Raw genomic sequence first — 26,925 nt, forward strand, 5'->3', positions numbered from 1 at the left:
CAGCTATGAGCACAGTCATCAAGGGCGGCACGGTCGTGACCGCAGACCTCACCTACAGAGCCGATGTGAAGATCGAAGGCGGCAAGATCATCGAGATCGGCGCGAATCTTTCCGGCGACGAAACGCTGGATGCGAGCGGCTGTTTCGTCATGCCGGGCGGCATCGATCCGCATGTCCACCTCGAAATGCCGTTCATGGGCACCTATTCCTCCGATGATTTCGAAAGCGGCACCCGCGCGGGCCTTGCCGGCGGCACCACCATGGTCGTCGACTTCTGCCTGCCCGACCCCGGCCAGTCGCTCATCGACGCGCTGAAGCGCTGGGACAACAAGTCGACGCGGGCCAACAGCGACTATTCCTTCCACATGGCGATCACCTGGTGGGACAAGCAGGTTTTCGAGGAAATGGAAACCATCGTGAAGGAAAAGGGCATCAACACCTTCAAGCACTTCATGGCCTACAAGGGCTCGCTGATGGTGAACGACGACGAGATGTTCGCCTCCTTCCAGCGTTGTGCAGAGCTCGGCGCCCTGCCGCTGGTTCATGCCGAAAATGGCGATGTCGTCGCCTCGATGTCGGCCAAGCTGCTCGCCGAGGGTAATACCGGGCCGGAAGGCCATGCCTATTCGCGCCCGGCCGAAGTGGAGGGCGAGGCCACCAACCGCGCCATCATGATCGCCGATATGGCCGGCGTTCCGCTTTATGTCGTGCACACCTCCTGCGAACAAAGCCACGAGGCGATCCGCCGTGCCCGGCAGAAGGGTATGCGCGTTTATGGCGAGCCGCTGATCCAGCATCTTCTGCTCGATGAAAGCGAGTATTTCGACAAGGACTGGGATCACTCCGCCCGCCGCGTGATGTCGCCGCCCTTCCGCAACAAGCAGCATCAGGATTCACTCTGGGCTGGGCTGCAGGCCGGCTCTCTCTCCTGTGTGGCCACCGACCACTGCGCCTTCACCACCAACCAGAAGCGCACCGGAATCAACGACTTCACCAAGATCCCGAATGGCACGGGCGGGCTCGAGGATCGCCTGCCGCTGCTCTGGACCTATGGCGTCGCGACCGGCCGGCTGACGATGAACGAATTCGTCGCCGTAACCTCCACCAATATTGCGAAAATCCTCAACATGTATCCGAAGAAGGGGGCAATCCTTGTCGGCGCCGATGCGGACCTCGTTGTCTGGGATCCGAACCGCGAGAAGACAATCTCGGCTTCCAGCCAGCAGTCGGCGATCGACTACAATGTCTTTGAGGGCATTCATGTGAAGGGTCTGCCGCGCTTCACGCTTTCGCGTGGCAAGGTCGTCATCGAGGAGGCAACGGTGAAAACCGAGGAAGGCCACGGCAAGTTCGTTGCCCGCGAACCTTTCACACCCGTCAACAAGGCGCTCTCCACCTGGAAGGAACTGGTTGCCCCACGCAAGATCGAACGCGCCGGCATTCCGCCGTCAGGGGTCTGATCGATGGATTGGTCGAACGTAGCCGCCTTTGCCGCGACCGAATTCCTGCTCTGCCTGTCGCCGGGTCCGGCGGTGCTTCTGGTCGTAGGCCTATCGATGCGCCAGGGGTTCTGGCGTTCGCAATGTGCGGCCGCCGGCATCCTGACCACGAATGCGGTCTATTTCGCGCTCTCGGCTGCCGGCGTCGCCTCGCTGATCCTCGCCAGCGCCACGCTGTTCTACGTGGTGAAGATCGTCGGCGCGATCTACCTCGCCTGGCTCGGCATCAAGATGGTGGTGCCCCTTATCAGGGCCTTGCGCAGCGGCGCGAAGGCCGGTGCGCCTCTTGTGGAGGCCGCCAATGCACCGCGTGCCAGGACCGCACCGCTGAGGCTCTACTGGAAGGGCATCAGCATTCAGGCGGCCAACCCGAAGAACCTCGCATTCTTCGTTGCGATCCTGCCGCAGTTCATCGATCCGCACGGGCCGGTGGCGCTGCAGATGGTGGTGCTCGGCAGCGTTTCGGTGCTGCTGGAACTGCCGGTTCTGCTGATCTATGCGCTGGCCTTCTCGTCGCTCGCAAGGCTCATCACCGAGCGGGTCGTTCTCTGGATCGAAGCCATTGCCGGTGGCGTGCTGATCGGGCTTGCCGGCGTGCTGGCTTTCGAAAGGAGGGCGTGAGCACGATGAACGACACAATCCGCATTGCTGTCGCCCTCATCATCAATCACCGCGGCGAGATGCTGCTGGTGCGCAAGCGCGCCACCACCGCCTTCATGCAGCCGGGCGGCAAGATCGATGCCGGCGAGACGCCGATTGCCGCGCTCGTGCGTGAATTGCAGGAGGAGCTTTCGCTTTCCTGTCGCGCCGAAGATTTCGTCTATGAAGGTCGCTACAGCGAAAAAGCGGCAAACGAGCCGGGCATGATCGTGGAAGCGGAAGCCTTTTCCTGGTTCGCAAGCCCGAAGGTCGCGCCCGCTGCCGAGATCGAGGCGCTAAAGTGGCTGCCGGTCGACGGGCCGTTCGAAGTGGAGCGCGCCGCGCTGACTGCAAACCATCTTTTCCCGATTGCCCGCAAACGCCTTGCCGAAACCCGGAGCGCTTCATGACCCTTTCCGTCGTCTCGGCGAAGAAACTGTCCCTCACCTTCCAGACCAATGACGGGCCCGTCCATGCGCTGAAGGATGTCGATCTTGAGGTGAAGAAGGGCGATTTCGTTTCCTTCATCGGTCCTTCCGGCTGTGGCAAGACCACGTTCCTGCGGGTGATTGCCGATCTGGAGAAAAAGACTGCCGGCGAAATCACCGTCAACGGCACAACGCCGGAAAACGCGCGGCTCGATCGTGCCTATGGCTATGTCTTCCAGTCCGCCGCCCTCTATCCGTGGCGCACGATCGAAAAGAACATTGCCCTGCCGCTCGAGATCATGGGCTATACGAAGTCCGATCAGCAGCGGCGCATCGAACGCGTCCTCGAACTCGTTGACCTCGCGGGCTTCGGCAAGAAATTCCCGTGGCAGCTTTCCGGCGGCATGCAGCAGCGCGCTTCGATTGCCCGCGCGCTCGCCTTCGATGCCGACCTTCTCTTGATGGACGAGCCCTTCGGCGCACTGGACGAAATCGTCCGCGACCATCTGAACGAACAGTTGCTGAAGCTCTGGGCGGCGACCGACAAGACCATCTGTTTCGTCACCCACTCAATCCCGGAGGCCGTCTATCTATCGACCAAGATCGTCGTCATGAGCCCCCGCCCCGGCCGCGTCACGGACGTTATCGACAGTCCTCTACCAAAGGACCGTCCGCTCGACATCCGCGAAAGCCCCGAATTCCTGAAGATCGCCCACCGCGTGCGCGAGGGGCTGAGGGCGGGGCATAGTTATGAGTGAACTCTGTCGCCCCTCATCGCTCCCCGGCCTGGCAGCCACCCGCCGGTCGATCTCCCCCCTTGAGGGGGAGATGCCCCGACAGGGGCAGAGGGGGGTGAAGCGCAAGCCACACACGCAGAGCAAGTCGGAAGCGCTGCACCCCTCTCTGTCGCTTCCGCGACATCTCCCCCCTCAAGGGGGGGAGATTGGGGGGGTGAGTTTGGCTGGGGCTGCGACTTCCCGATCGGCATCCGCCCGCCGGAAAGGACTTCACCATGCTGCGTGAACGCATCCTCCCCGTCGCCACCGTCGTCCTCGCGATCCTCGTGCTCTGGTGCGTATTCGTCGTTGTCATGAACCGGCCATTCGCCGAGGATCAGGCGCGTCGCGCAGGCGAGACGCTGACCTTCGGCGAGCTTGTCACCGAAACCTACAACGCCAAGCGCCCGGTGCTGCCCGCGCCGCAGCAGGTCGCGGCTGAGCTCTGGAAGACGACGTTCGAAACCAAGATCACCTCGAAGCGCAGCCTCGTCTATCATGCCTGGATCACGCTCTCCTCGACCGTGCTCGGCTTTGCCATCGGCTCCGCCTTCGGCGTCATCCTTGCCATCGCCATCGTCCACAACCGGACAATGGAACGCTCGATGATGCCGTGGATCATCGCCAGCCAGACCATTCCCATCATCGCCATCGCGCCGATGCTGATCGTGGTGCTGAATGCGATCGGCATCACCGGGCTTCTGCCGAAAGCGCTGATCTCGACCTACCTATCGTTCTTTCCGGTCGCCGTCGGCATGGTCTCGGGCCTCCGCTCGCCCGACCGACTGCAGCTCGACCTGATGCGCACCTACAACGCCAACGACCGGCAGGTGCTGTGGAAGCTGCGTCTGCCATCGGCCATGCCCTATCTCTTCACCTCGCTGAAGATCGCCATCGCGATCTCGCTGGTCGGTGCGATCATCGCCGAGTTGCCGACAGGCGCCGTCGCCGGTCTCGGCGCCCGGCTCCTGTCCGGCTCCTATTACGGGCAGACGGTGCAGATCTGGTCGGCACTGTTCATGGCCGCAATCCTCGCCTCGATCCTTGTGGCGCTGGTCGGGCTTGCCCAGACGATCGTGCTGAAGCGCATGGGGGTCCGGTCATGAGCAGCTGGTTTGTATGGTTTGCCCTCGTCTTCTGGCTTGGCGGCTGGGCCTTCAACGAATGGCTGGTGCGTCAGAATTTTTCCAACAGGACACTGAACCGGATCGCGTTCTTCATTGTGCCGGTAATCTTCGGCGCCTCGCTGATCGTCCTCTGGGAAGGCGTCGTGCGCGCCTTCAACATCCCGCCGATCCTGCTGCCGGCACCAACGGCCATCTGGGCGCGGCTTTCGACTTCACTGCCGACGCTCTGGGCGGATTTCCGCCAGACCTTCATGAAGGCGGTTCTGATCGGTTATGTGCTCGGCTGCGGCTCCGGGTTTCTGGTCGCAATCCTCATCGACCGCTCTCCCTTCCTGAAGCGCGGCCTGCTGCCCTTCGGCAATTTCGTCGCGGCCCTTCCGATCGTCGGCATCGCGCCGATCATGGTGATGTGGTTCGGCTTCGACTGGCCGTCCAAGGCCGCCGTCGTGGTGGTTTCAACCTTCTTTCCGATGCTGGTCAACACCATTCAGGGCCTGTCGTCTGCGAGCGACATGGAGCGCGACCTGATGCGCACCTATGCGGCCTCGTGGTCGCAGACGCTTCTGAAGCTGCGCCTGCCGGCCGCATGGCCGTTCATATTCAATGCGTTGAAGATCAATTCCACACTGGCGCTCATCGGGGCCATTGTGGCAGAATTTTTCGGCACGCCCACCGTCGGCATGGGTTTCCGGATTTCCACCGAGGTGGGCCGGGCCAATATCGACATGGTGTGGGCCGAGATTGCGGTGGCGGCTGTTGCCGGCTCCGCCTTCTACGGCGTGGTGGCGCTCATTCAGCGCGTCGTCACGTTCTGGCATCCGTCCGTCCGCAGGTCGTGACGGGGCATCAAAGCAAAAGGGGAACCAAGACATGAAATCGACACTTATGACGGCACTTGCCGCCGGCACCATGCTTCTCGGTGTGGGACAGGCCTTCGCCGATGACGACGTCACGCTGCAGCTAAAGTGGGTTACGCAGGCCCAGTTCGCCGGCTACTACGTCGCCCTCGACAAGGGCTACTATGATGACGAAGGGCTCAATGTCACCGTCAAGCCGGGCGGCCCGGACATTGCTCCCGAGCAGGTGATTGCCGGTGGCGGCGCCGATGTCATCGTTGACTGGATGGCAGCGGCCCTGGCCGCGCGCGAACGCGGCGTTCCGCTCGTCAACATCGCCCAGCCGTTCAAGAATTCGGGCCTGCTTCTCACCTGCCTGAAGGAAACCGGTATCGAGACGCCGGCCGACTTCCCCGGCCACACGCTCGGCGTCTGGTTCTACGGCAACGAATATCCGTTCTACGCCTGGATGGCCAAGCTTGGCCTGCCGACCGACGGTTCGAACGAGGGCGTCGAAGTGCTGAAGCAGGGCTTCAATGTCGACCCGCTCCTGCAGAAGCAGGCCGACTGCATCTCGACCATGACCTATAACGAATATGGTCAGGTTCTCGATGCCGGCATCTCGGAAGACGAACTGACTGTGTTCAACTATCGCGACGAAGGCGTCGGCATGCTGGAAGACGGCCTTTACGTGATGGAAGACGACCTGCAGGATCCGGAATTCGTCGAGAAGATGGTCAAGTTCGTCCGCGCGTCGATGAAGGGCTGGAAATATGCCGAGGAGAACCCGGACGAAGCTGCCGAAATCGTCATCGAATATGACGACACCGGTGCCCAGACGCTCGAGCACCAGCAGTACATGATGGGCGAAGTCGCGAAGCTGACGGCCGGGTCCAACGGCGCGCTCGATGTCGACGACTACACGGAAACCGTCCACACGCTGCTGTCGGCCGTATCCCCGGACAATCCGGCGATCACCAAGGAGCCGGAAGGCGCCTATACGCTCGACATCACCGACAAGGCGCTGTCGAACTGAGGCGACCCGGCCATTCTGTTGAATCACTTGATTAAATAAAGTTGCACGCGGCCTTTCGAGCGCCGCGTGTATTGCATTTTTGCATCACCTCATGCGATAATCGAACCACTTGGTTCAATTAATTCGGTTTTTGTGACAAGCCTTCTTGAAATCATACAGGCCCATGCCGAACTGCCCTCGGGATGCGGATGATTGGGACCCTGACACCGCCGTCCGCCGCGTCTGCTGACGCGCTTTATTTGATGCGACCGCGCCATATTGCCATGCTGGCTCTTGAACTGAAGGCCTCCTTCCGGCCGTAAGAGGTATATCGACATGACGTTCCGCCTTGCTTCCATCGCATCCGTGGTTCTGGCGCTCACCGCCACGCCGCTTCTCGCCGCCGAAGCCAACACGCCGCCGGCCGAAGAAACGAGCAACCTGCCCTCGATCGTCGTCACAGATGCACTGGTGAAGCCGCTGACGGAAGTGGTTCTCGCCACCGGCACCATCCGCCCCGTGGAGGAGGTCTATGTCCAGCCGCTGGTCGAGGGTCTGTCCATCGAAACCATTACTGCCGATATCGGCGATCACGTCGAGAAGGACCAGGTGCTGGCGACGCTCAGGACCGATGCGCTGCTGCTCGAAAAGAGCCGCCTGGAGGCCAACAAGGCCAAGGCCGAGGCAAGCCTCGCCCAGCTGAAGGCACAGCTGACCGCAAGCGAGGCCGCGCAGACGGATGCCCGTCGCCAGTTCGAGCGGACCAAGCGGCTTGCCGAGAATGGCTCGGTCTCCACCTCCGCCCGCGAGCAGGCCGAGACCGAGGCGCTTCGCGCGGATGCCAGTGCGGCCGCCGCGCGCGAATCCGTCAGCGTCGCCGAGGCCGATATCGTCGTCACCGACGCCCAGATCAAGGATATCGAGCTGAGGCTTGCCCGCACCCAGATCAAGGCGCCGGTCGCCGGCGTCGTCTCGGCCAAGAATGCCCGCATCGGCGCGATCGCCTCTGGCTCGTCCAATCCGATGTTCACCATCATGGAGGATGGCGCCATCGAGCTTGACGCCCAGGTGCCGGAATCGAACCTGATGAAGGTCGAGGCCGGACAGAAGGCGCGGATCCGCCTCGTCGGCGCCGATGCCACCATCACCGGTACCGTCCGCCTGGTGTCGCCAACGGTCGACGACACGACCCGGCTTGGCGACGTGTTCATCACCATCGATACGCCGGAGCGCGCCCGCGCTGGCATGTATGCGAGCGCCGAGATCATCGTCGAGGAGACGGAAAGCCTGGCGCTGCCGCTGACGGCGGTCAATGTTGACCAGAAAGGTTCGTCGGTGCGCCGCGTCAAGGATGGCGTGGTCGAGATCGTCTCGGTCGAAACCGGCATTCAGGATGGCAACAGCGTCGAGATCGTCGACGGACTTGACGAAGGCGACCAGGTCGTCGCCAAGGCCGGTGCCTATGTGCGCGAAGGCGACCGCATCAATCCGGTCCCGGCACCTGCCGGCGCCACCAATTGAGGGCCTGAGCGATGAACTTCTCCGCCTGGGCCATCCGCAACCCCGTTGCGCCCCTGCTGCTGCTTGGCCTGCTGCTGTTCATGGGCCTGCAGGCCTTCCGCGACATGCCGATCACCCGGTTCCCGAACATCGACGTGCCGGTCGTCGCCGTCACCGTCACCCAGTCGGGCGCGGCCCCCGCCGAGCTCGAAATGCAGGTGACCAAGAAGATCGAGGACGCGATCGCCAGCGTCACCGGCGTCGATGAGCTGAACTCGTCTGTCACCGACGGCGTCTCTACGACATCCGTCCTGTTCCGCATGGAAGTGAACCCGGACGAGGCGCTGCGCGACGTCAAGGACGCGATCGACAATATCCGCTCCGACCTCCCGGCAAACGCCGACGAACCGGTGGTGCGCAAGATCGATGTCGAGGGCCAGGCCATCCAGACCTTTGCCGTCTCCTCGCCCAACATGTCGCTGGAGGAACTTTCCTGGTTCGTCGACGACACGATCGAGCGGGCGCTGCAGGGCATTTCCGGCGTCGGCCGGGTCGACCGCTACGGTGGCGCCGACCGCGAGATCCAGATCTCGCTCGATGCCGACAAGCTCGCAAGCTATGGCATCACGGCCTCCGACGTGAATGCGCAGCTGCGCCAGACCAATGCCGATGTCGGCTCCGGCCGCGGCCAGGTGGCCGGCGCCGAACAGGCGATCCGTACGCTCGGCGACGCCCGCAGCGTCTCCGATCTCGCCAACACCGTGATTGCACTCGGCAATGGCCGTTTTGCCCGGCTTTCCGATCTCGGCACGGTGACCGACACCTATGAGGAGCCACGCACCTTCTCCCGCTACGAGGGCGATCCCGTCGTTTCCTTCGGCGTCTTCCGCTCCAAGGGCGCCAGCGAAGTGACCGTGGCCGACGAAGTGGCGGCAGCCCTTGACGAGGTCCGCGCCGAGCATCCGGACGTGACGATCTCGCTGATCGATGACGCCGTCTATTTCACCAAGGGCAACTATACCGCCGCGCTGGACACGCTTTATGAGGGCGCGATCCTCGCCATCATCGTCGTCTTCCTGTTCCTGCACAACTGGCGCGCGACGCTGATCGCCGCCGTGGCACTGCCGCTCTCCGTGATCCCGACCTTCTGGATCATGGACATGCTCGGCTTTTCGCTGAACCTCGTGAGCCTGATCTCGCTGACGCTCGCGACCGGTATCCTGGTCGACGATGCGATCGTGGAAGTGGAGAACATCGAGCGGCACATCAACATGGGCAAGTCGCCCTATCGTGCCGCCCTCGATGCCGCCGACGAGATCGGCCTTGCGGTGATCGCGACGAGCTTCACCATCATCGCCGTATTCGCGCCGGTTTCCTTCATGCCCGGCATTCCCGGCCAGTACTTCATCCAGTTCGGCCTGACAGTTGCCTTTGCAGTGTTCTTCTCGCTGGTCGTTGCCCGTCTCATCACTCCGGTGATGGCGGCCTATTTCCTGAAGCCGGTGAAGCACAAGCAGAAGGAAGACAGCGAGGAGCATGACGGCCGGCTTATGCGCGGCTACACCGCCGCCGTGCGCTGGACGACGAAATGGCGTTACGTGACGCTGCTGATGGCAATCGGTATCCTCGCCATCTCGCTATTCTTCCTGATGCGCATTCCGGGCAGCTTCATGCCGCCGGAAGATGCATCCCGCATCGTGCTCTCGGTCGAACTGCCGCCGAATGCACAGCTTGCCGATACCGAGGAGATCACCAACGAGATCGCCGATCGCATCGAAAGTTTCGAGGGTGTCGACAGCGTCACCGTGCTCGGCGGCTCCTCGCCGCTCGGCGACCTCGAGTACCGGCGCGCAACGATCACGGTCACGCTCAACAATCTCGATCACTCGCTCTCCGAGGCGATCGTCAACGACGTGATCGGCGGCATACCGCTGATCGGCCGTTACCTACCGAAGCTCGAGCCGCATGGCCGCCAGATCCCGCAGTGGCAGATCGAGCAGGATGTCCTCGCCGACCTCGCCGACATTCCGGACCTGCGCGTCACCAAGCTCAACGACCGCGGCCAGCGCGACATCCAGTTCAACTTCCTCTCCGACAACGAGGAAGACCTGCAGGAGGCCGTCGCCATTCTCGAAGCAAAGCTTCGGGCCGAGCCGATGCTGGACAAGGTCTCTTCGGAAGGCGCACTGCCGCGGCCGGAGCTGAAGATCCGGCCGAAGAAGGAGATCGCTGCGCGTCTGGGCGTCACTCCGGCGCAGATTTCCGATACGGTGCGTGTTGCGACCGTCGGCGACATCGACGCCAACCTGCCGAAGATATCGCTCGACAACCGGCTGATCCCGATCCGGGTGCGCACCGACCTCGAGATGCGGCGTGATCTGGCGGAGATCCGGGCGTTGAAGGTCAAGACGGCCTCCGGCGACATGGTGCCGCTGTCGGTCGTCGCCGATGTCGATTATTCCGAGGGCGTCGCCACCGTCGACCGCTATGACCGCCACCGCGTGGTGACCATCGGCGCCAACCTGCCGCAAGGTGTCGCGCTCGATCCGGCGACGGCGCGGTTCCGCGAGATCGTGGAGAACACCGAAATCCCGGAAAGCGTGAGCCTTGCCGAGAGCGGCGACGCCAAGATCCTCGCCGAAATGCAGCAGAGCTTCATGAATGCGATGATGCTCGGCCTGTTCCTGGTGCTGGCGGTGCTGATCCTGCTGTTCAAGGACGTGATCCAGCCCTTCACCATCCTGTTCTCGCTGCCACTGGCGCTGGGCGGGGTGGCGATCGCGCTGATCCTCACCGACGAACCGCTATCGATGCCGGTGATGATCGGCCTCCTGATGCTGATGGGTATCGTCACCAAGAACGCCATCCTGCTGGTCGACTTCGCCAAGGAGGCGATCTGGAAGGGGCTCGAGCGGCGCGAGGCGCTTGTGGAGGCCGGACGCAAGCGCGCGCGGCCGATCATCATGACCTCGATAGCGATGTCGGCGGGCATGCTGCCGGCAGCCCTTGGCGTCGGCGAAGGTTCGGCCTTCCGCGCGCCGATGGCCATCGCGGTGATCGGCGGCATCATCGTCTCGACGGTGCTGAGCCTGCTCGTCGTGCCGGCGTTCTTTACCATCATGGACGATCTCGCGCGGCTGCTGCGCCGGCTATTCAGCCGCTTCATCGGCACCCGCGACCCGAACGATGTCGTCTACACGACCGAGACCGTGGCGTATCTCGGCGAAGCCAACAAAGCGAAAATTGCCAAACTCGAAGAACGTCTCGACGACATCGAGCACAAGGGCGACGGCTACGGCCGACACGGCATGGCCTGAGGCGAGCAAAAGCCCCGGCCTGCCACGCCCTGTGGAAAGGCCGGGTTTCTTTAAACCGATTTGCGCGAAGGGCCGGTGTCGAACCGGCCCTTTTGCCATTTGCAACACTGCCTCTGCAAGAAAAGCGCAAATATCAAAAAAACTTACTTCCATTGATTGAAATCAATCCTCCCGCGGCCCGCTACAACTAACGTCTGTCACAAGCGAAAGGGCGATATTCTCGATGCAAGGCAAGGAAAACCGCCCCGCTGACCAGCCCGGAAACGGAAACTGGGAATTTGAACGGCAGGGCAATGCGTGCCCAAGCGCAAACCGCCCTGCATCGCCACCGGCGACATTGCGGCGTGCACCGGTCCGGCAGTTGAGGCAGCTGAATGTCCGGTCGCCGCGGGGCTGGGCGAGGAGATGGAACAGTGAACAGGACCCTTTTGCTGAACGAACGCAAGAAGACACTGTTTGTGGAAACCAGGCTGACTTCTTCCATGGACATGGCAACGATGAACCGGCTGATGGAGTGCGCAACCTTCGCCAATTGCTATCCGCGCGACGTGGTATTCCGCCAAGGCGATCCGGCGACGCATTTTTACAGCGTGCTTTCCGGCTACGTCCGGCTTTACCGCCAGAACAGCGAAGGCCGCGAAGCCGATATCCGGGTCTGCGGACCGGGCGAGAGCTTTGCCGACGACCTCGTCTTCGGCGGCGACACCTACGAGTATCACGCCCAGGCTGCCGACAAGGCAATGCTGGCACGCTACGACCTTTCCAAGGTGCGCCATGTGGCGAACTCGGATGGCGGGCTTCTGGCACGGGCGATTGCCGGTTCACTCTCCGGCCAGCTTCAGGAAACAATGGACTGCATCGCCAACGACCGGCTGAACACCGCCGTGCAGCGCGTTGCGCTCTATCTTCTCGAACAGTGCGAAGGTCAGGAATCCTCCGGTTCCTTCCGCCTCGCCTTCCAGAAGAGCCTTCTTGCCGGAAAGCTGGGGCTTGCCCCCGAAGCGCTTTCCCGCGCATTCGCGACGCTGAAGGAACTCGGCGTCCAGGTACACGGCCGTATCATCGAGATTGAGGATATGGATGCGCTGAGACGTCTGTAACTACAGACGGACTTTCGAGCGCGCCGATCATACGGCCGACCCTATCAATGCAAGCAGAGAGCCGGCGGGACAAACGTCCCGCCGGTGTTTTATTTGTTGAGCTTCTTGGCTGACGCTATAACCTCGCAGGCACTAGGAAATCCCAGCTTGACGAAATCGCGCAAAATGCCGCCAACCAATCTCCCCCCTTGAGGGGGAGATGTCGCGAACGCGACAGAGAGGGGTACCGGACACAAGGCGCAGACTCCGAATTCGCAGCGAGGGTTCACCCCTCTCTGCCCCTGTCGGGGCATCTCTCCCTCAAGGGGAGAGATCGATTTGGCTATCAGGGCAGCAACGGCCGAATGCTCACAACCCGCCGGTTTCCTTCAGAAACGAAACGATCGCCTCGACGCCTTCGCCGCGCTTCAGGTCCGTGAACACGGTGGCCCCCCCGGCGCGCATGCGGTCGGCGTCCGATGCCATGACATCGAGATTGACCTCGACATAGGGCGCCAGATCCTTCTTGTTGACGATCAGGATATCCGAGCGGGTGATGCCCGGCCCACCCTTGCGGGGAATTTCCTCGCCCTGGCAGACGGAAATCACGTAGATGGTGATGTCGGCGAGGTCGGGCGAGAAAGTGGCAGCGAGGTTGTCGCCACCTGACTCGATGAAGATCACGTCGAGATCGGGAATGCGGCTGTTGAGCTCGGCGATCGCCTGCAGGTTGATGGTGGCGTCCTCGCGGATGGCGGTGTGCGGGCAACCGCCGGTCTCTACGCCGACGATGCGATCCGACGTCAGCGCCTGCATGCGCACCAGCGCGTCGGCATCCTCGCGGGTATAGATATCGTTGGTGACGACGGCGACCGAATAGTCGCGGCTCATCGCCTTGCAGAGCTTTTCCGTCAGCGCCGTCTTGCCGGAGCCGACCGGGCCACCGATGCCGACGCGAAGGGGGCCGTTTGCGGATTTCATGGTCTACCTCGTCTTTATCGCATCAGCCGATGCGCATGTCCGATCGCCGCGGGCGATCACTTGAAGTTCAGGAGCGGAACAACCGAGAGTGCTGGGTTTCGTGACCCAGCACGGCGATATCGGCGCGGAAGGTGCACCCGCCCAAATCGTCAAGGCTGGAGGCGGCTGCCCGCGCCGTTGCCGCCAGAATGTTTGCCTCCAGCGCCGAGAGCACGCTCAACCCGGCGACCTGTCCGGCGAGCGACAGCCTGATCGCGGCGGAAATCGATTGCGAGACCTGGGCATGCAGGTACCCCTGACAGGCGGCCTCGAGACCAATGCCATGGGCGGCGGCAACCGCGCCGAAGGCAACGGGAAGCGCCGTCTCAGCCGGCAGCGCCTCCAGCACCGGAGACGGCCAGGCGCTGGCGGCGGTGATGAAGGCCGCGCCGAGCGCCAGGGTCTCGGCATGGCGTTCGCGCGAACCGGCAAGGGCCGCAGCAAGCGCGGCAATCGCGCCGATGTCGTCATCGCCGACCCGATGGCTCGCAGCGAGCAGCACGGCATCATTCCAAAGGAAGCCATGTTCGAGGCCGGTTGCGAGCCAAAGCTCGAGGTCGCCGGCATGCTTCAGCAGGCCATCATGCACGGCGCGTTCCAACCCGCCCGAATAGGAAAAGCCGCCAAGCGGAAAGGCTGGCGACAACCAGGCGAGCAGCCTCAGAAGCGGTGCGCCCGAGACGGCAGCGCCGTCAATCGTGGTGGTGGTGATGGCCGTGATGGTCGTGGTCTCCGTGGCCGTGGTCGTGATGATCGTGGTGATGATCATGACCGCCATGGCTGTGATAGGCGCCGCGCACCGGCTGGAACGGCTCGACAACCTCGCCGACCGTGGCGCCGAGGCCGGCCAGCATCTGCCGGATCACGTGGTCGCGCAGGATCAGGATGCGACCGCGCTCGATCTGCGCCGGCAGGTGACGGTTGCCGAGGTGCCAGGCGAGTTCGATCAGGTGCAGCGGATCGCGGGCGCGCACCTCGTAGAGTTCTTCGGGCGCCGCGACGATCTCGATCTTCGAGCCGTCTTCCAGCACCAGCCGATCACCGGTCGCAAACAGAACCGCCTCTTTCAGGTCGAGCATGACGCTGCCGCCATCGGCAAGCTTCAGCGCCTTGCGGCGCAGGTGCCGGTCGTCATGGGTCAGCTCGATGCGCCCGGACAGCGAGCCGTCGTCCTCGCCTGCCGGAATATAGGTGGTCACACGTTGCATTCTTTCCCCTAACGCGTCCGCCTGAAACGATACCGGACGCATGTGCATTCATAACAAGATTGCGACGGTTGGCAAGCGCGTGCCGCCGGGCGAGCCTGGCCACAAAAAAGGCGGCCGGTGAACGGCCGCCTGAAATTCATCGAGAAGAAGGGGCCTCAGGCCGCCTTCGCTTCCTCGCGGATGTTTTCGAGAATGTTCTGCGGCGAGGAGACGCCGTAGGGGTCGGTCTCGCACAAGTCGGAGAAGCCCTCTTCCTCGAACCACTTCTCGACGACGCCGTCGTTGATGACGGCCGCATAACGCCAGGAGCGCATACCGAAACCGAGATTGTCCTTGTTGACGAGCATGCCCATCTTGCGGGTGAACTCACCCGAACCGTCCGGGATCACCTTGACGTTCTGAAGGTTCTGGCCCTTCGCCCAGGCGTTCATGACGAAGGCATCGTTGACCGACATGCAGTAGATGTCGTCGACGCCGGCCGCCTGGAAATCAGGGAAAAGCTTTTCGAAATCGGGAAGCTGGTATGTCGAGCAGGTCGGGGTAAAGGCGCCCGGCAGCGAGAACAGCACGACGCGCTTGCCCTTGAAGTAGTCGTCCGAGGTCATGTCCTGCCAGCGGAACGGGTTCGGGCCCTCGATGCTTTCGTCGCGGACGCGGGTGCGAAAGGTCACGTTCGGAACTTTACGGCCGATCATTCTCATCTCCATGTAATTCAAGCTTGGGAAGGTTAGTCGATGGTGACTGAAATCTGGCTTGATTTTATCAAGATTCGAGTGGGAATAAAGGCATTAACCTGGAATAATTCTAAGGTAATGGCTCATATGCAGCAGGCGCATAGCTACGCCACCCGCAATTTTCGCAGGTCCGCCCCGGTTTCGGCGCGGCAGCGCCGGCTATGTCAGTCAATGCAAACTTACCGGCGCCTTCAAAATCGCCAGTCGGTAATCGCCACAGGGCTCGAAGCCAACGGCACGGTAGGCCCGGTCACCCGCCGGGTTCGAGGTAAACAGCACAGCTTTCGTCGCTCCCTCGGCGAAGGCCTTTTCGAGGATGAGCGCCAGCAGCAGGCGGGCATAGCCGCGCCCGCGATTTTCCGGCGGCGTCCAGACCGGGCCGACCTGCACCAGACGGTCCACCCTGGCATTGAAGCCGGCGAGCGCGACCGGGGCTCCATTCACCTCGAGCACCCAGCGATCCAAACCGGCCGCCATCGCCACGGCGGCGGCCATTTCCTGGTCGAGCTTTTCGCCCGGCTCGGCGCCGAGCGTCTCGAGGTTGTAGTCGCGCAGCCATCGCCGCATCAGCGCCGGGTCACCTTCCTTCCAGTGATAGACGCTGACGGTACCCTTTGGCGCGGGCATGAGCAGCGCCGTGGCCGGCAGCGCAAAGAGCTGTTCGCGAAGATCGGCGGCGAAATCCGCATCGCTCAGCGCGAGCCGCGACAGGCCATCGGCGACCTGATCATCCGGACCGAGAATGCCGGCGACCGGTCGCGTCAGGGATTTGCGCACTTCGGCGAAAAGCGCCACGCGCGCCGCCGCATCCGGGACCTGGAGAATGACGTTGTGGTTCCAGAAATGGCCAAGCACGCCGACAAGGCGGCCGTCGAAGGCGCCCCAGTAGTCGCCGCCATAGCGCAGGTTCGGATTGCCGATGCCGGCGGCTGCGATATTCGACAGCAGGAACATGCTGCTCTCGGCGCGAGCCTCAAGGAAGGCGCGCACCGCTTCTGCCTCTCCCGCCTGCAGTTTTCTCACTTCATACATAACGTCACCCACCGTTTTGGAGGTCGCCAGTTTGGCGGCCGCAGACGAGGTGGTAAACGGGCAAAAAAGGCCGTTCTGATGAAATCTGGTGATGTCGGCAGAACGAAAATGAATACCTCATCCACCGCCAGTATTCCGGAAGCACCGCCTGCATCAGCGCAACGGTTTCAGCAACACACGACTGAGTTTCCCATTAAATTGTTTACACTCTTTCCTCCGCCTCGTTATAGAAGGCCCACCGAAACCGTTCGGCAGGGAGCCCCCATGACCCGTCATTTCAGCACAGTCCTCGCAACCGCACTGTTCGGCGCGCTGCTTTGCGCAACAGGCACAATAGCCGCGCCGCGCACGGATGCCGTCATCGGCATGTCGATCGAGCCGACCGGGCTCGACCCGACCGCGGCGGCCCCGGTCGCGATCGGCCAGGTGGTGTGGAAAAACCTGTTCGAGGGGCTGGTGACAATCGATGAAAACGGCAAGATCGCGCCCGCGCTGGCCAGCGATTGGGCAGTCTCCGATGACGGGCTCACCTACACCTTCAATCTGCGCGAGGGCGTCAGCTTCCAGAACGGCGAGCCCTTCAACGCCACGACGGCGAAGTTCACGCTCGAGCGGATTATCGCCGACGACTCGGTCAATCCACAGAAGGCGCTCTACAGCGCCATCGAAAGCGTTGCCGCCCCGGACGAGAAGACGCTGGTGCTGACGCTGTCGCATCCGTCCTACGATCTTCTCTACTGGCTCGGCTTTCCGGCCGCCGTGATGGTCGAGCCGAACAGCATCGCCGACGAGGCGACCCATCCGGTCGGCACCGGACCATTTCAGTTCGAGGCGTGGAAGAAGGGCAACGAGGTGACGCTTTCAGCCTTTGACGGCTACTGGGGCGACAAGCCGAAACTGGACAAACTCACCTTCCGCTTCATCGCCGACCCACAGGCCCAGGCCGCCGCGCTTGCCTCCGGCGGCGTCGATGCGATGCCGGAATTCGGCGCGCCCGAACTCGTCAACCAGTTCGAGGACAAGGCCGGTTTCGATGTCGTCATCGGCTCCACGGGCATGGAGGTTGTCGCCGGCATGAACAGCACCCGCGAGACCTTCAGCGACAAACGCGTGCGACAGGCGCTGATGATGGCGATCGACCGGCAGGCCATCGTCGACGCGACGAATTCGGGTTACGGCACGCCGATCGGCAGCCATTTTTCGCCCTCCGATGCCGGCTATGAAGACCTGACCGGCGTGCTGCCTTACGATCCAGCCAAGGCAAAGGCGCTGCTGGCCGAGGCCGGCTATCCGAACGGCTTCTCATTCACCATGAAAGTGCCGAACCGCGCCTATGCGGAGCGCGCCGCCGAAATCATGCAGGCCTATTTCATCCAGATCGGCGTGACCGCAACGATCGAATCCTCGGAATTTCCGGCGACCTGGATCAAGGATGTGTTCAAGGACACCAATTACGACATGACCATCATCGGCCATGCCGAGCCGCTCGACATCGGCATCTATGCCCGCCATCCCTATTACTTCAACTATGACAACCCGGATTTCGACGCGGCGATGACCGCGATCGCCGACGCCACCAGCCCCGACGAGCGGCTCGAGGGCTACCGCAAGGCACAGGAAATTCTGGCAGAAGACGTGCCGGCATTGTTTCTCTATGCTTGGCCGAAAATCGGGATCTGGAATGCCGGGCTCAAGGGCCTTTGGACGAACGAGCCGGTGCCCTCGAACGACATGACGGAAGCCTACTGGAGCAATTGAGTGAATGATGACAGGCGCGCCGCCGGCGGCACGATCGGCCGCATTTTTGGGCGCTTCGCCATTCTGGTCGCAAGCCTGCTGGCCATCTCGCTCGTCATCTTCCTGATGATCTCGGCCGTGCCGGGCGATCCGGCCGAGATCATGCTCGGCACCTCGGCAGCGCCGGACACGCTCGCGGGGCTGCGCCATCAGCTCGGCCTCGATCAGCCGCTGATGTGGCGCTATCTCGCCTGGCTCTCCGGCCTCGCCCATGGTGACCTCGGCATGTCCTATACCTATTCGACGCCGGTCGCGACACTGATGGGCGAACGGCTGGCGGTGACGCTGCCGCTTGCGGGGCTGGCCGTGACGCTTTCGCTGGCGATCGCGCTGCCGCTCGGCACCTTCGCCGGCGCCCGGCCGAACGGGGCCGTTGACCTTGTTGCCACCGCCTTCAGCGAACTCGGCATTGCCGTGCCGAATTTCTGGATCGGGCTGCTGCTGATCCTCGGCATCGCGCTCGCCACCGGCTGGTTTCCGACCGGGGGCTTTCCCGGCTGGGATGCGGGGCTTCTGCCGGCGCTCACGGCGCTCACCCTGCCGGCCGTGGCGCTCGCCATCCCGCAAGCGGCGGTGCTGACACGGGTGACACGCGCGGCCGTCATCGACATCACAGGCGAGGATTTCGTCCGCACCGCCCGCGCCAAGGGGGCAAGCCGCACCCATGCGCTCATCCGGCATGTTCTGCCGAATGCGCTGATACCCGTCGTCACCATGCTCGGCTTGCAGGTCTCGGTGCTGATTGCCGGCACGGTGCTGATCGAAAATGTCTTCACACTGCCCGGCATGGGCACGCTTGCCTATCAGGCGCTGGCGCAGCGCGACCTGATCGTCATCCAGAACGTGGCGCTGTTCTTCGCCATGATCGTCATGGGGCTGAACTTCATCGTCGACGCGCTCTATACGATCATCGACCCGCGCCTGAGGGTGCGCCGATGAAACGGCTTCCCGGACGGCTTTTGATCGGCGGCGTCATCACCATGCTCCTGATCGGGGCGGCGGTCGTGAGCCGCTTCTGGACGCCGGCCGATCCGGCCGCCATCAATATCGTCAACCGGCTGAAGGGCCCGGGACCCGGGGGCCTGCTCGGCGCCGACCAGCTTGGCCGTGACGAATTCTCGATGATCATGGCCGGAGCATGGACCTCGCTCTCGATCGCCATCACCGGGGTGGCGCTCGGTGCCATTCTCGGGGTCGCCATCGGCGCGGAGGCCGCCGCACGCCGCGGGCGCTTCGAAGCCGTGACGATGCGGATTGCCGATGTGCTGTTCTCGTTTCCGCCGGTGCTTTCGGCGCTGCTCATTGCCGCCGTTCTCGGCGGCGGGCCGCAGACGACCATCGTCGCGATCGCGCTGTTCATGGTGCCGGTCTTCGCCAGGGTGACGCGCGGGGCCGCCCTGCAGGCGCGCGCCCGCGACTATGTCCTGGCCGCCCGCATGGCGGGCCTCAGCGATTTCCGGATCACGCTTGGCCATGTGCTGCCGGATATCGCCGGGCAGATCATCGTCCAGCTTGCGATCCAGACCGGGCTCGCAATCCTGACGGAGGCCGGCCTTTCCTTTCTCGGCCTTGGCGTGCCGCCACCGACGCCGAGCTGGGGGCGGATGCTTGCCGATGCCCGGACCTATCTTTCCGCCGCCCCGCATCTGGTGCTGGCGCCCGGCCTCGCCATCACGCTCGCCGTGCTCGGCTTCAATCTTCTCGGCGACGGCCTCAGCCGGGCGCTCGATCCACGCCGGCGGGAGGGCGAATGATGCTCGACATTCGCGACCTCAGCATCGGTTTCACCGGACGGAACAGCCCTGTCGAAGTCGTCCACGGCATCAGCCTGTCGCTCGGCCGCGGCGAAACGCTCGGCATCGTCGGCGAGAGCGGGGCCGGCAAGTCGATGCTGGCGCTTGCGATCATCGGCCTGCTTCCCGCCAATGCCAGGGCGAGCGGAACCATCGACTTCAACGGCGAAAACCTGCTCGCCCTGCCGGAACGACGGCTCGACCGGCTGCGGGGCGCCGAGATCGGCATGATCTTCCAGGAGCCGATGACGGCGCTAAACCCGGCCATGACCGTCGGCCACCAGATCGCCGAGGCTCTGCTGCTGCACACGACAATCTCCCGTGCCGACGCCCATGCCCGGGCGCTGCAGCTGATGGACATGGTCCGCATCGCCCGCGCCGAAAGCAGGATTAGCGCCTATCCGCACGAACTCTCCGGCGGCGAACGCCAGCGCATCGGCATCGCCATTGCGCTCGCCCTTAAACCGGCACTTCTGCTCGCCGACGAGCCGACCACCGCGCTCGACGTCACGGTGCAGGCCGAAATCCTCGACATTCTCGACGATCTCGTAACCGAAATGGGGATCGGGCTGATCCTGATCTCGCATGATCTCGGCGTCGTCGCCCGCATGGCCGACCGGGTGCTTGTGATGCAGGACGGAAACACGATGGAGGAAGGTCCGACCGCGGTCGTGCTCCGCAGCCCCCAAAGCCCCTATACCCGCCGCCTGATCGCCGCCCTTCCTCGCCGGGTTCGCGCCGGGCTGGAGACGGCGCCATGACCACGCTCCTCAAGGTCGAAAACCTCTCGCGGCGCTATCAGGGCACAACGGCGCTCGACGGCGTTTCGCTGCAGGTTGCGCCGGGCGAAATCCTCGGCATCGTCGGCGAGAGCGGTTCCGGCAAATCGACGCTCGCGCGGCTCGTCATGGCGCTCGACCGGCCGACATCGGGCCGGGTGCTGTTTGAGGGCGACGACATCTTCGCCCTGTCCGAGCGCCGCCTGCGGCCGCTCCGGCGCCATTTCCAGATGGTGTTTCAGGACCCTTACGGATCGCTCGATCCACGGCTGAGCGTCGGCCACATCGTCGCCGAACCGCTGGCGCTCGTTGCCGAAGCGCCGAAGGGCCGGCAGCGGCGGGAGCGCGTCGCGACCCTTCTCGAAGAGGTGGGCCTGGCGGCGACAGACATCGACAAATATCCGCACCAGTTTTCCGGCGGCCAGCGTCAGCGCATCGCCATCGCCCGCGCGCTGATCACCCGGCCAAAACTGATCGTCGCCGACGAACCGACCTCCGCGCTTGACGTGACCGTGCAGGCGCAGGTGCTGAAGCTGATCCTCGGCATGCGCGAAAGCCACGGGCTGGCGGTCCTGCTGATCACCCACAATATCGGCATCGTCGATGAAATCTGCGACCGTGTGGCCGTGATGCAGGCTGGGCAGGTCGTCGAGGAGGGAACGGTGCGGGCCGTGCTCGACAGCCCTGAGCAGGCCTATACCCGCCGCCTGATCGCCGCCGAGCCGACGCTTTCGGCGATCGGTCGGAGGCGAAAACAGGAGCGGCCAGGCGCGGCAAAAAGCCCGACCTGACGATGCAGATCGGGCTTTTCTCACGGTTCTGACAAAACCGCGGGAGAGACTTTCAATAAGGCTTTCGGCGTCAATCGGCCGTCATGCCGCCATCGACGGGCAGGCGAACGCCGGTGACGAATTTCGCCTGGTCGCTCGTCAGATAGACGACGGCGTCGGCGATCTCGTCTGGCTCGGCATAGCGCTGCAGCGGGATGCTGGTGGCAAAGCCCTTCTTCGCCTCCGCCGCCTTGCCAGGAGCAAACCCCTCCTCGAGCGAACGCATCATCCGCGTCTCTACCGGTGAAGGATGGATCGAATTGACCCGAACGCCATCGCGGGCGCCTTCGAGCGCAGCGGTGCGCATCAGGCCGACGAGTGCGTGCTTGGAGGTGATATAGGCCGAAACATCCGGGGTGCCACCGAGACCGGCGACCGATGACATGATGACGACATTGCCCTTCGTCTTCTTCAGTTCCGGCATCGCGTATTTGATGCCGAGGAAGACGCCGCGGACATTCACGGCCATCACCTTGTCGAACATGTCGAGCGGATATTCGCTGATCGGCTTGACCACACCTTCGATGCCGGCATTGGCAACGACAATATCGAGCTTTCCGAACGTGTCGACGGCGGCGGCGACATAGGCCTTCGTCTGGACCGGATCGGTGACATCGGCCTTGGCATATGCGGCCTTGTCGAGGCCGAGTTCGGCGACCGCATCCTTCAGCGCATTTTCATCGAGATCGACCAGCAGCACCTTGGCCCCTTCGGCGGTCATGCGCTTGGCAGTGGCGATGCCTATACCGCCCGAACCGCCCGTGATGATGGCAACTTTTTCCTTCAGCATGGTCATCGTTTCCTCCCATGATTGCCTTACCTTCATGTGGGGGTTGGCAGGGTCCAAGACAAGCAAGATGAACCAAATGTCATGCGGCCTCAGAGCGCGCTTCCGGCGAAGATGTCGCCGACCCAGTCGAGAAATACCCTGAGCCGCGACGAGGTCTGGCGGTTCTGCGGATAGACGGCCGAAAGCGGCGTCGGCGGTGGGGGGAAATCGGGCAGGACCTCCACCATGCGGCCGGCCTTGAGGTCTGCCTCGAAATGATAGCGCGGCGCCTGCACCAGCCCGAGACCAAGCCGCGCCAGTTCCAGCGCCGTGCCGGAATCATTCGCCGTGACCCGACACTCCAGCCCGACAAAACGCGTCTTGCCGCCTTCCAGCAGTTCGAGCGGCATCACTTCGCCGGTGCGCGAAGAGATGAAGCCGACTCCCAGGTGGCCCGCAAGATCGTCGGGCGTCATCGGCGTGCCGTGTTCGGCGAGATAGGCCGGGCTCGCAGCGGTGATCTCGCGCAGCGCCCCGAGCCGGCGGGCGATCATGCCACTATCATCCAGCTCGCCGGCCCGTATGGCGCAATCAACGCCCTCGCGCACGAGATCGACGTAGCGATCGCCCTGACCGAAGTGAATTTTCAACCCCGGATAACGCGCCAGAAACGCCGGCAGCCGTGGCAGCAGGAAGGTGCGGGTGAGATGCGGGTGGGCATCGATACGCAACAGCCCGCCGGGATTGCCGCCGCGAAACGCGCTCTCGGCCTCCTCGATATCGGCAAGGATGGAAATCGTGCGGCGATAATAGGCCTCGCCATCGAGCGTCGTGGTCACATGGCGCGTTGTGCGTTCGAGCAGCCGGATGCCGAGATCGGCCTCCAGCGTCTTGATTGCCGCCGTTGCGGTCGAACGGGCAAGCCCCAGGTCCTGCGCCGCCGCAGAGAAACTGCCGCGTTCGACAACCCGGGTGTAAAGCAGCATGCGATCAAGCCTGTCCATGGCTATTGTTCACCATACGCGAATTATGATGTCAATTGCTGGGCAATTGTTTCTCCTGCACAGGCGATTATCTTCCACCCATCGCTTCAAACACAGGAGATCAACATGACCCGAACAGCCATCGTCACCGGCGCATCGCGCGGGATCGGCGCCGAAATCGCCAAGCGTCTCGCAGCCGAGAACATCAATGTCATCGTCAACTATGCCGCAAACAGTAAAGCCGCTGACGCGGTTGTCGCCGCGATCACCGAAAAGGGCGGCAAGGCCGTCGCGGTTCAGGCCGACATCGCCGACGCCAACGGCATGAAAACACTCTTCGACGCCGCCGAGCAGCACTTCGGCAAGGCCGACATCCTTGTCAACAATGGCGGCATGATGAAGCTCGCGCCGCTCTCGGCCTTTTCCGACGCCGATTTCGAACGACAGGTCGCCGTCAATTTCGGCGGCACCTTCCGCGCTATCCGCGAAGGCGGAAACAGGCTTGCCGACGGCGGCCGGATCATCAACTTCTCGACCAGCGTGGTGGGCACCAAGTTCCCGACCTACGGCGTCTATGCCGCAACCAAGGCAGCCGTCGAGACAATGACGCAGATCGCCGCCAAGGAGCTTGCCGCCCGTGGCATCACCGTCAATGCGGTCGCCCCCGGCCCGGTCGCAACCGAGCTTTTCCTCGGCGACAAGAGCGACGAACAGGTCGCCGGCATCACCCGGATGATCCCCGCCGGCCGTCTTGGCGAGCCTGCCGACATCGCAGAAGTCGTCGCTTTCCTCGCCGGCCCGGCCAGTGCCTATGTCAGCGGCCAGGTAATCCGCGTCAATGGCGGCATGGTCTGACCAGAGGAGAACGCAAAGATGCCCTTCGTCAATATCAAGACCCCTGAAGCCGCGCTGACGGCGGCACAGAAGGAAGAGATCATCCACCGCACCACGGATATGCTCGCCGAATATTTCAGCGAGGCGGCCCGGCCGCACACCATGGTGCTGATCGAGGAAGTGAAGGATGGCGGCTATGGTCGCGCCGACGAGGTGTTCGTCCTGCCGCCGGAATACCGCGCGCAACAGGGCTAGCCCTGCTGCGGAAACGCCGCGACGAGCGCCTCCACGAACCGGATGATCTTGGCGCTCGGCTTGCGGCCGGCGGCATAAAGCGCCTCCATGGGGCGCTTCGGCGACCGATAGTCGGAAAGAAGGCGGACCAGACGGCCCGCCTTCAAATCTTCACCGACGATCACCTCCGCTCCAAGCGCAATCCCATGCCCCTCGACCGCGGCCTTCAGCAGAACCCGCCAGTCGTTGCTGAACAGGCGCCCCCGCACCTGCACGTCCGTCACGTCGTCTCCCTCGCCAAAGCTCCATCGGCATGGCGAGTGCCCCGCGCGCTCTCCGAAGATAAGGCACTCGTGGCCCGCAAGCTCCTGCGGCGTTTCCGGCGTCCCGTGGCGCGCGAGATAGGCCGGCGCCGCGCTGACGATCAACTGGTAGGGCGCGAGCGGCACGCTGACCAGCGCCGGATTGTCGGTCGCACCGATACGGATGGTGATGTCGACCCCCTCCTCCAGCGGATCGATGAACCGGTCTTCCAGCGTCAGCTCGACCTGTACTTCCGGATGAAGCGCCAGAAAACGCGTCACGAAAGGCGCCAGCACCAGCCCGCCAAAGCTGCGCGGCGCGTTGACACGCAACAGCCCCTTGGGGTGGCGGTGCATATCCGAGGCGAGACTTTCCGCTGCCTCCGCCTCACTCAGCACAATCTTGCAGCGCTCGTAGAAGGCCCGGCCGATATCGGTCAGGCTCTGCCGCCGGGTGGTGCGCGACAGAAGCGTTGCGCCCAGCCGGTCTTCCAGGAACACGATGTGCTTCGAGACCATTTGCGGCGATATCTGCATTGCTTCGGCGGCGGCCACGAAGGACCCCAGGTCAACGACCTTCAGATAGACGGCCATGCTCGTGAGTCTGTCCAAAGATTACCCCCTTAGAGTTGTTTCTGAATGCCAATATTGAAACTTTATTCCCCTGTAGTGGATATTTAAACCAGAGGCCATTCACAAATCCGAATGGAGAAACACATGAAGATCGGGATCATAGGGGCGGGTTATGTCGGGCGCGCTGTCGGCAAGAAGGCCGTGGAGACCGGCCACGACGTGATGCTCAGCAATTCGCGCGGGCCGCAGACGCTGATGAGCACCATCGGCGCCATCGGCTGCAAGGTGGGAACCATGGACGAGGCTATCGCCTTCGGCGATGTCATCGTCATCGCGATCCCGCTATTGGCCTACGAAGCGCTGCCCGCCGAAAGCCTTGCCGGCAAGATCGTCATCGACGCGGCCAACTACTATTTCGAGCGCGACGGCCATATCGAGGCGCTGGACAAGGGCGAAACCACGACCAGCGAGATGATGGCGGCCCACCTCAAGGAGGCACGCCTCGTCAAGGCGTTCAATTCGATCCGCATGATCGACCTCGACGATGCGGCCCGGCCGAAAGGTTCACCGGAACGCGTCGCCCTGCCGCTCGCCGGAGAGGATGCCGACGCCAAGGCAGTGGTCAGCGACCTGTACGATCAGTTCGGCTACGACACCGTCGATGCCGGTCCGCTTTCGGAAGGCTGGCGCTTCGAACGCAACCGTCCCACCTATTGCGTTCTGATGCCGAAGGAAAAGCTCGCGGAAGCGCTCGCCGCTACCACGCGGTCGTCCTGGCAGGGGCAGTAGAGCTCGGGCGCCACAGAATTACCTAAGACGCATTTTGCCGAAAACAATCTCCCCCCTTGAGGGGGAGATGTCGCGAAAGCGACAGAGGGGGGTGAACCCTCTCAATCCGCTCAGAGTTAGGGGGTGCGCTGCACCCCTCTCTGCCCCTGTCGGGGCATCTCTCCTTCAAGGGGAGAGATTGAATGGTGCGACGCTTTCGGTGCTCTCCACGACCAGAAGCAGACTGAAGGACCGCAGTGCAAAGCGGATTTGCTCACACCGCGTTCAACGCCTCGAGCGATTCGGGCAGGATCTGGCCGCCATCGACGACGATCTGTTGGCCGGTGATGTAGCCCGCTTCCTCGGAGGCGAAGAACAAGGCGGCGTTGGCGATGTCGGTGACCGTGCCGAGGCGCTTCAGCGGGATCGAGGCTTCCATGGTGGCGATATAGTCCGCGCCCATGCCGTCAAGGCCCTCGGTGGCGATATTGCCCGGCATCACGGCGTTGATGGTGATACCCTTGCCGGCGAGCTCGATCGCCGCCGTGCGCATGAAGCCGAGCTGGCCGGCCTTGCTTGCCCCGTAATGCGACCAGCCGGGAAATCCGGTGATCGGGCCGGTGATCGACGAGGTGACGATGATCCGGCCACCGCCGATCTTCGTCATCTCCGGCAGCACGGCGGTGACGGAGAGGAAGGTGCTCTTCAGATTGGTGGAGATGACATGGTCGAAATCTTCCGCCGTCATCTCGCCGAGCTTGGCAGAGGGGAAGATGCCGGCATTGGCGCAGAGAATGTCGACGGCGCCATAAAGCGAGATCGCCGCCTTCACCATGGCGTCGCAATCGCTGCCCCTGGAGACGTCGGCAGCGAAGCCGGTGGCGTTCGGACCGATCTCTTCGGCAACCTTCTGCGCATCCGCGAGGCTGCGCGACACCACCAGCACATTGCAGCCGACCTCGCCGAACCGCATGGCGATGCCCTTGCCGATGCCGCGGCTGGCGCCGGTGACGATGACGGTCTTTCCCTGTAGTGACTTCAACATTTCATGGT

At 63.2% G+C, this 26,925-nt stretch carries 27 protein-coding genes; 18 read left to right on the top strand and 9 right to left on the bottom strand.

Going from position 1 to position 26,925, the window contains the following annotated elements:
• The first annotated feature begins 5 nt into the window (after positions 1 to 5).
• The 10 genes from hydA (at position 6) to TM49_RS21845 (ending at position 12,237) form a co-directional block, all read left to right on the top strand.
• Entirely contained in the window at positions 6 to 1,460 is a 1,455-nt protein-coding gene (gene hydA, locus TM49_RS21800) for a dihydropyrimidinase (protein WP_045684321.1), read from the top strand.
• Between the two features lie 3 nt (positions 1,461 to 1,463).
• Positions 1,464 to 2,120 carry a LysE family translocator gene (locus TM49_RS21805; protein WP_052699991.1) on the top strand — a complete coding sequence of 219 codons (657 nt, stop codon included), beginning with the start codon at positions 1,464 to 1,466 and terminating at the stop codon, positions 2,118 to 2,120.
• Between the two features lie 5 nt (positions 2,121 to 2,125).
• Positions 2,126 to 2,548 carry an NUDIX hydrolase gene (locus tag TM49_RS21810; protein WP_045684322.1) on the top strand — a complete coding sequence of 141 codons (423 nt, stop codon included), beginning with the start codon at positions 2,126 to 2,128 and terminating at the stop codon, positions 2,546 to 2,548.
• Entirely contained in the window at positions 2,545 to 3,324 is a 780-nt protein-coding gene (locus tag TM49_RS21815) for an ABC transporter ATP-binding protein (RefSeq protein WP_045684323.1), read from the top strand. The genes TM49_RS21810 and TM49_RS21815 overlap by 4 nt, the downstream gene beginning before the upstream one ends.
• 332 nt (positions 3,325 to 3,656) lie before the next feature.
• Positions 3,657 to 4,448, top strand: coding sequence for an ABC transporter permease (locus TM49_RS21820; protein ID WP_425283299.1), 792 nt, complete (start codon positions 3,657 to 3,659; stop codon positions 4,446 to 4,448).
• On the top strand, positions 4,445 to 5,308 hold the full coding sequence (locus TM49_RS21825; protein WP_045684325.1) for an ABC transporter permease: 864 nt from the start codon (positions 4,445 to 4,447) through the stop codon (positions 5,306 to 5,308). Before TM49_RS21820 ends, TM49_RS21825 begins: the two co-directional genes overlap by 4 nt.
• 31 nt (positions 5,309 to 5,339) lie before the next feature.
• Positions 5,340 to 6,341, top strand: a complete 1,002-nt coding sequence (locus TM49_RS21830) for an ABC transporter substrate-binding protein (protein WP_045684327.1) — start codon at positions 5,340 to 5,342, stop codon at positions 6,339 to 6,341.
• A 315-nt stretch (positions 6,342 to 6,656) separates the two neighbouring features.
• The gene (locus tag TM49_RS21835; RefSeq protein ID WP_045684329.1) at positions 6,657 to 7,841 is read left to right on the top strand and encodes an efflux RND transporter periplasmic adaptor subunit; all 1,185 of its coding nucleotides are present in this window, start codon (positions 6,657 to 6,659) and stop codon (positions 7,839 to 7,841) included.
• An 11-nt stretch (positions 7,842 to 7,852) separates the two neighbouring features.
• Complete coding sequence (locus TM49_RS21840; protein ID WP_045684331.1) at positions 7,853 to 11,137, top strand: efflux RND transporter permease subunit; 3,285 nt, start codon at positions 7,853 to 7,855, stop codon at positions 11,135 to 11,137.
• A 413-nt stretch (positions 11,138 to 11,550) separates the two neighbouring features.
• Positions 11,551 to 12,237: a Crp/Fnr family transcriptional regulator gene (locus TM49_RS21845; protein WP_244464764.1), complete on the top strand. Its 687-nt coding sequence runs from the start codon at positions 11,551 to 11,553 to the stop codon at positions 12,235 to 12,237.
• Between the two features lie 348 nt (positions 12,238 to 12,585).
• On the opposite strand, the gene ureG is transcribed toward TM49_RS21845, so the two are convergent.
• From ureG to TM49_RS21870, 5 genes are all read right to left on the bottom strand, one after another.
• On the bottom strand, positions 12,586 to 13,197 hold the full coding sequence (gene ureG, locus TM49_RS21850; RefSeq protein WP_045684334.1) for an urease accessory protein UreG: 612 nt from the start codon (positions 13,195 to 13,197) through the stop codon (positions 12,586 to 12,588).
• Positions 13,198 to 13,264: 67 nt separating this feature from the next.
• Positions 13,265 to 14,014, bottom strand: coding sequence for an urease accessory protein UreF (locus TM49_RS21855; protein ID WP_244464765.1), 750 nt, complete (start codon positions 14,012 to 14,014; stop codon positions 13,265 to 13,267).
• Positions 13,929 to 14,444 carry an urease accessory protein UreE gene (ureE, locus tag TM49_RS21860; protein WP_045684335.1) on the bottom strand — a complete coding sequence of 172 codons (516 nt, stop codon included), beginning with the start codon at positions 14,442 to 14,444 and terminating at the stop codon, positions 13,929 to 13,931. Before ureE ends, TM49_RS21855 begins: the two co-directional genes overlap by 86 nt.
• Before the next feature lie 155 nt (positions 14,445 to 14,599).
• Positions 14,600 to 15,139: a peroxiredoxin gene (locus tag TM49_RS21865; RefSeq protein ID WP_045685678.1), complete on the bottom strand. Its 540-nt coding sequence runs from the start codon at positions 15,137 to 15,139 to the stop codon at positions 14,600 to 14,602.
• 207 nt (positions 15,140 to 15,346) lie between these two features.
• A complete protein-coding gene (locus TM49_RS21870; protein WP_045684337.1) occupies positions 15,347 to 16,210 on the bottom strand; it encodes a GNAT family N-acetyltransferase in 864 nt (287 codons plus the stop codon).
• Between the two features lie 264 nt (positions 16,211 to 16,474).
• Here TM49_RS21870 and TM49_RS21875 point away from each other — a divergent pair, with 264 nt between their 5' ends.
• The 5 genes from TM49_RS21875 to TM49_RS21895 are packed head-to-tail and all read left to right on the top strand — an operon-like array spanning position 16,475 to position 21,370.
• Positions 16,475 to 17,968: an ABC transporter substrate-binding protein gene (locus TM49_RS21875; RefSeq protein ID WP_045684339.1), complete on the top strand. Its 1,494-nt coding sequence runs from the start codon at positions 16,475 to 16,477 to the stop codon at positions 17,966 to 17,968.
• 33 nt (positions 17,969 to 18,001) lie between these two features.
• Positions 18,002 to 18,946 carry an ABC transporter permease gene (locus TM49_RS21880; protein ID WP_045685680.1) on the top strand — a complete coding sequence of 315 codons (945 nt, stop codon included), beginning with the start codon at positions 18,002 to 18,004 and terminating at the stop codon, positions 18,944 to 18,946.
• Entirely contained in the window at positions 18,943 to 19,761 is an 819-nt protein-coding gene (locus tag TM49_RS21885) for an ABC transporter permease (protein ID WP_045684341.1), read from the top strand. The genes TM49_RS21880 and TM49_RS21885 overlap by 4 nt, the downstream gene beginning before the upstream one ends.
• The gene (locus TM49_RS21890) at positions 19,758 to 20,561 is read left to right on the top strand and encodes an ATP-binding cassette domain-containing protein (RefSeq protein ID WP_045684343.1); all 804 of its coding nucleotides are present in this window, start codon (positions 19,758 to 19,760) and stop codon (positions 20,559 to 20,561) included. The genes TM49_RS21885 and TM49_RS21890 overlap by 4 nt, the downstream gene beginning before the upstream one ends.
• Entirely contained in the window at positions 20,558 to 21,370 is an 813-nt protein-coding gene (locus tag TM49_RS21895) for an ABC transporter ATP-binding protein (protein WP_045684345.1), read from the top strand. The genes TM49_RS21890 and TM49_RS21895 overlap by 4 nt, the downstream gene beginning before the upstream one ends.
• A 70-nt stretch (positions 21,371 to 21,440) precedes the next feature.
• On the opposite strand, the gene TM49_RS21900 is transcribed toward TM49_RS21895, so the two are convergent.
• On the bottom strand, positions 21,441 to 22,205 hold the full coding sequence (locus tag TM49_RS21900) for an SDR family NAD(P)-dependent oxidoreductase (RefSeq protein ID WP_045684346.1): 765 nt from the start codon (positions 22,203 to 22,205) through the stop codon (positions 21,441 to 21,443).
• A gap of 83 nt (positions 22,206 to 22,288) precedes the next feature.
• Positions 22,289 to 23,182, bottom strand: coding sequence for a LysR family transcriptional regulator (locus TM49_RS21905; protein WP_045684348.1), 894 nt, complete (start codon positions 23,180 to 23,182; stop codon positions 22,289 to 22,291).
• A 105-nt stretch (positions 23,183 to 23,287) separates the two neighbouring features.
• Here TM49_RS21905 and TM49_RS21910 point away from each other — a divergent pair, with 105 nt between their 5' ends.
• Positions 23,288 to 24,016, top strand: coding sequence for an SDR family oxidoreductase (locus TM49_RS21910; RefSeq protein ID WP_045684350.1), 729 nt, complete (start codon positions 23,288 to 23,290; stop codon positions 24,014 to 24,016).
• A gap of 18 nt (positions 24,017 to 24,034) precedes the next feature.
• The gene (locus TM49_RS21915; protein ID WP_045684352.1) at positions 24,035 to 24,250 is read left to right on the top strand and encodes a tautomerase family protein; all 216 of its coding nucleotides are present in this window, start codon (positions 24,035 to 24,037) and stop codon (positions 24,248 to 24,250) included.
• On the opposite strand, the gene TM49_RS21920 is transcribed toward TM49_RS21915, so the two are convergent.
• Positions 24,247 to 25,143, bottom strand: coding sequence for a LysR family transcriptional regulator (locus tag TM49_RS21920; protein ID WP_045684354.1), 897 nt, complete (start codon positions 25,141 to 25,143; stop codon positions 24,247 to 24,249). The genes TM49_RS21915 and TM49_RS21920 overlap by 4 nt on opposite strands.
• A gap of 105 nt (positions 25,144 to 25,248) precedes the next feature.
• On the opposite strand from TM49_RS21920, the gene TM49_RS21925 reads away from it, so the two are divergent.
• Entirely contained in the window at positions 25,249 to 25,893 is a 645-nt protein-coding gene (locus tag TM49_RS21925; protein WP_045685682.1) for an NADPH-dependent F420 reductase, read from the top strand.
• A 253-nt stretch (positions 25,894 to 26,146) separates the two neighbouring features.
• Here TM49_RS21925 and fabG read toward each other — a convergent pair whose 3' ends face one another.
• Positions 26,147 to 26,917, bottom strand: a complete 771-nt coding sequence (gene fabG, locus TM49_RS21930; protein WP_045684356.1) for a 3-oxoacyl-ACP reductase FabG — start codon at positions 26,915 to 26,917, stop codon at positions 26,147 to 26,149.
• Between the last annotated feature and the right edge of the window lie 8 nt (positions 26,918 to 26,925).

The sequence above is a fragment of the Martelella endophytica genome (assembly GCF_000960975.1).
Lineage (GTDB): Bacteria > Pseudomonadota > Alphaproteobacteria > Rhizobiales > Rhizobiaceae > Martelella > Martelella endophytica.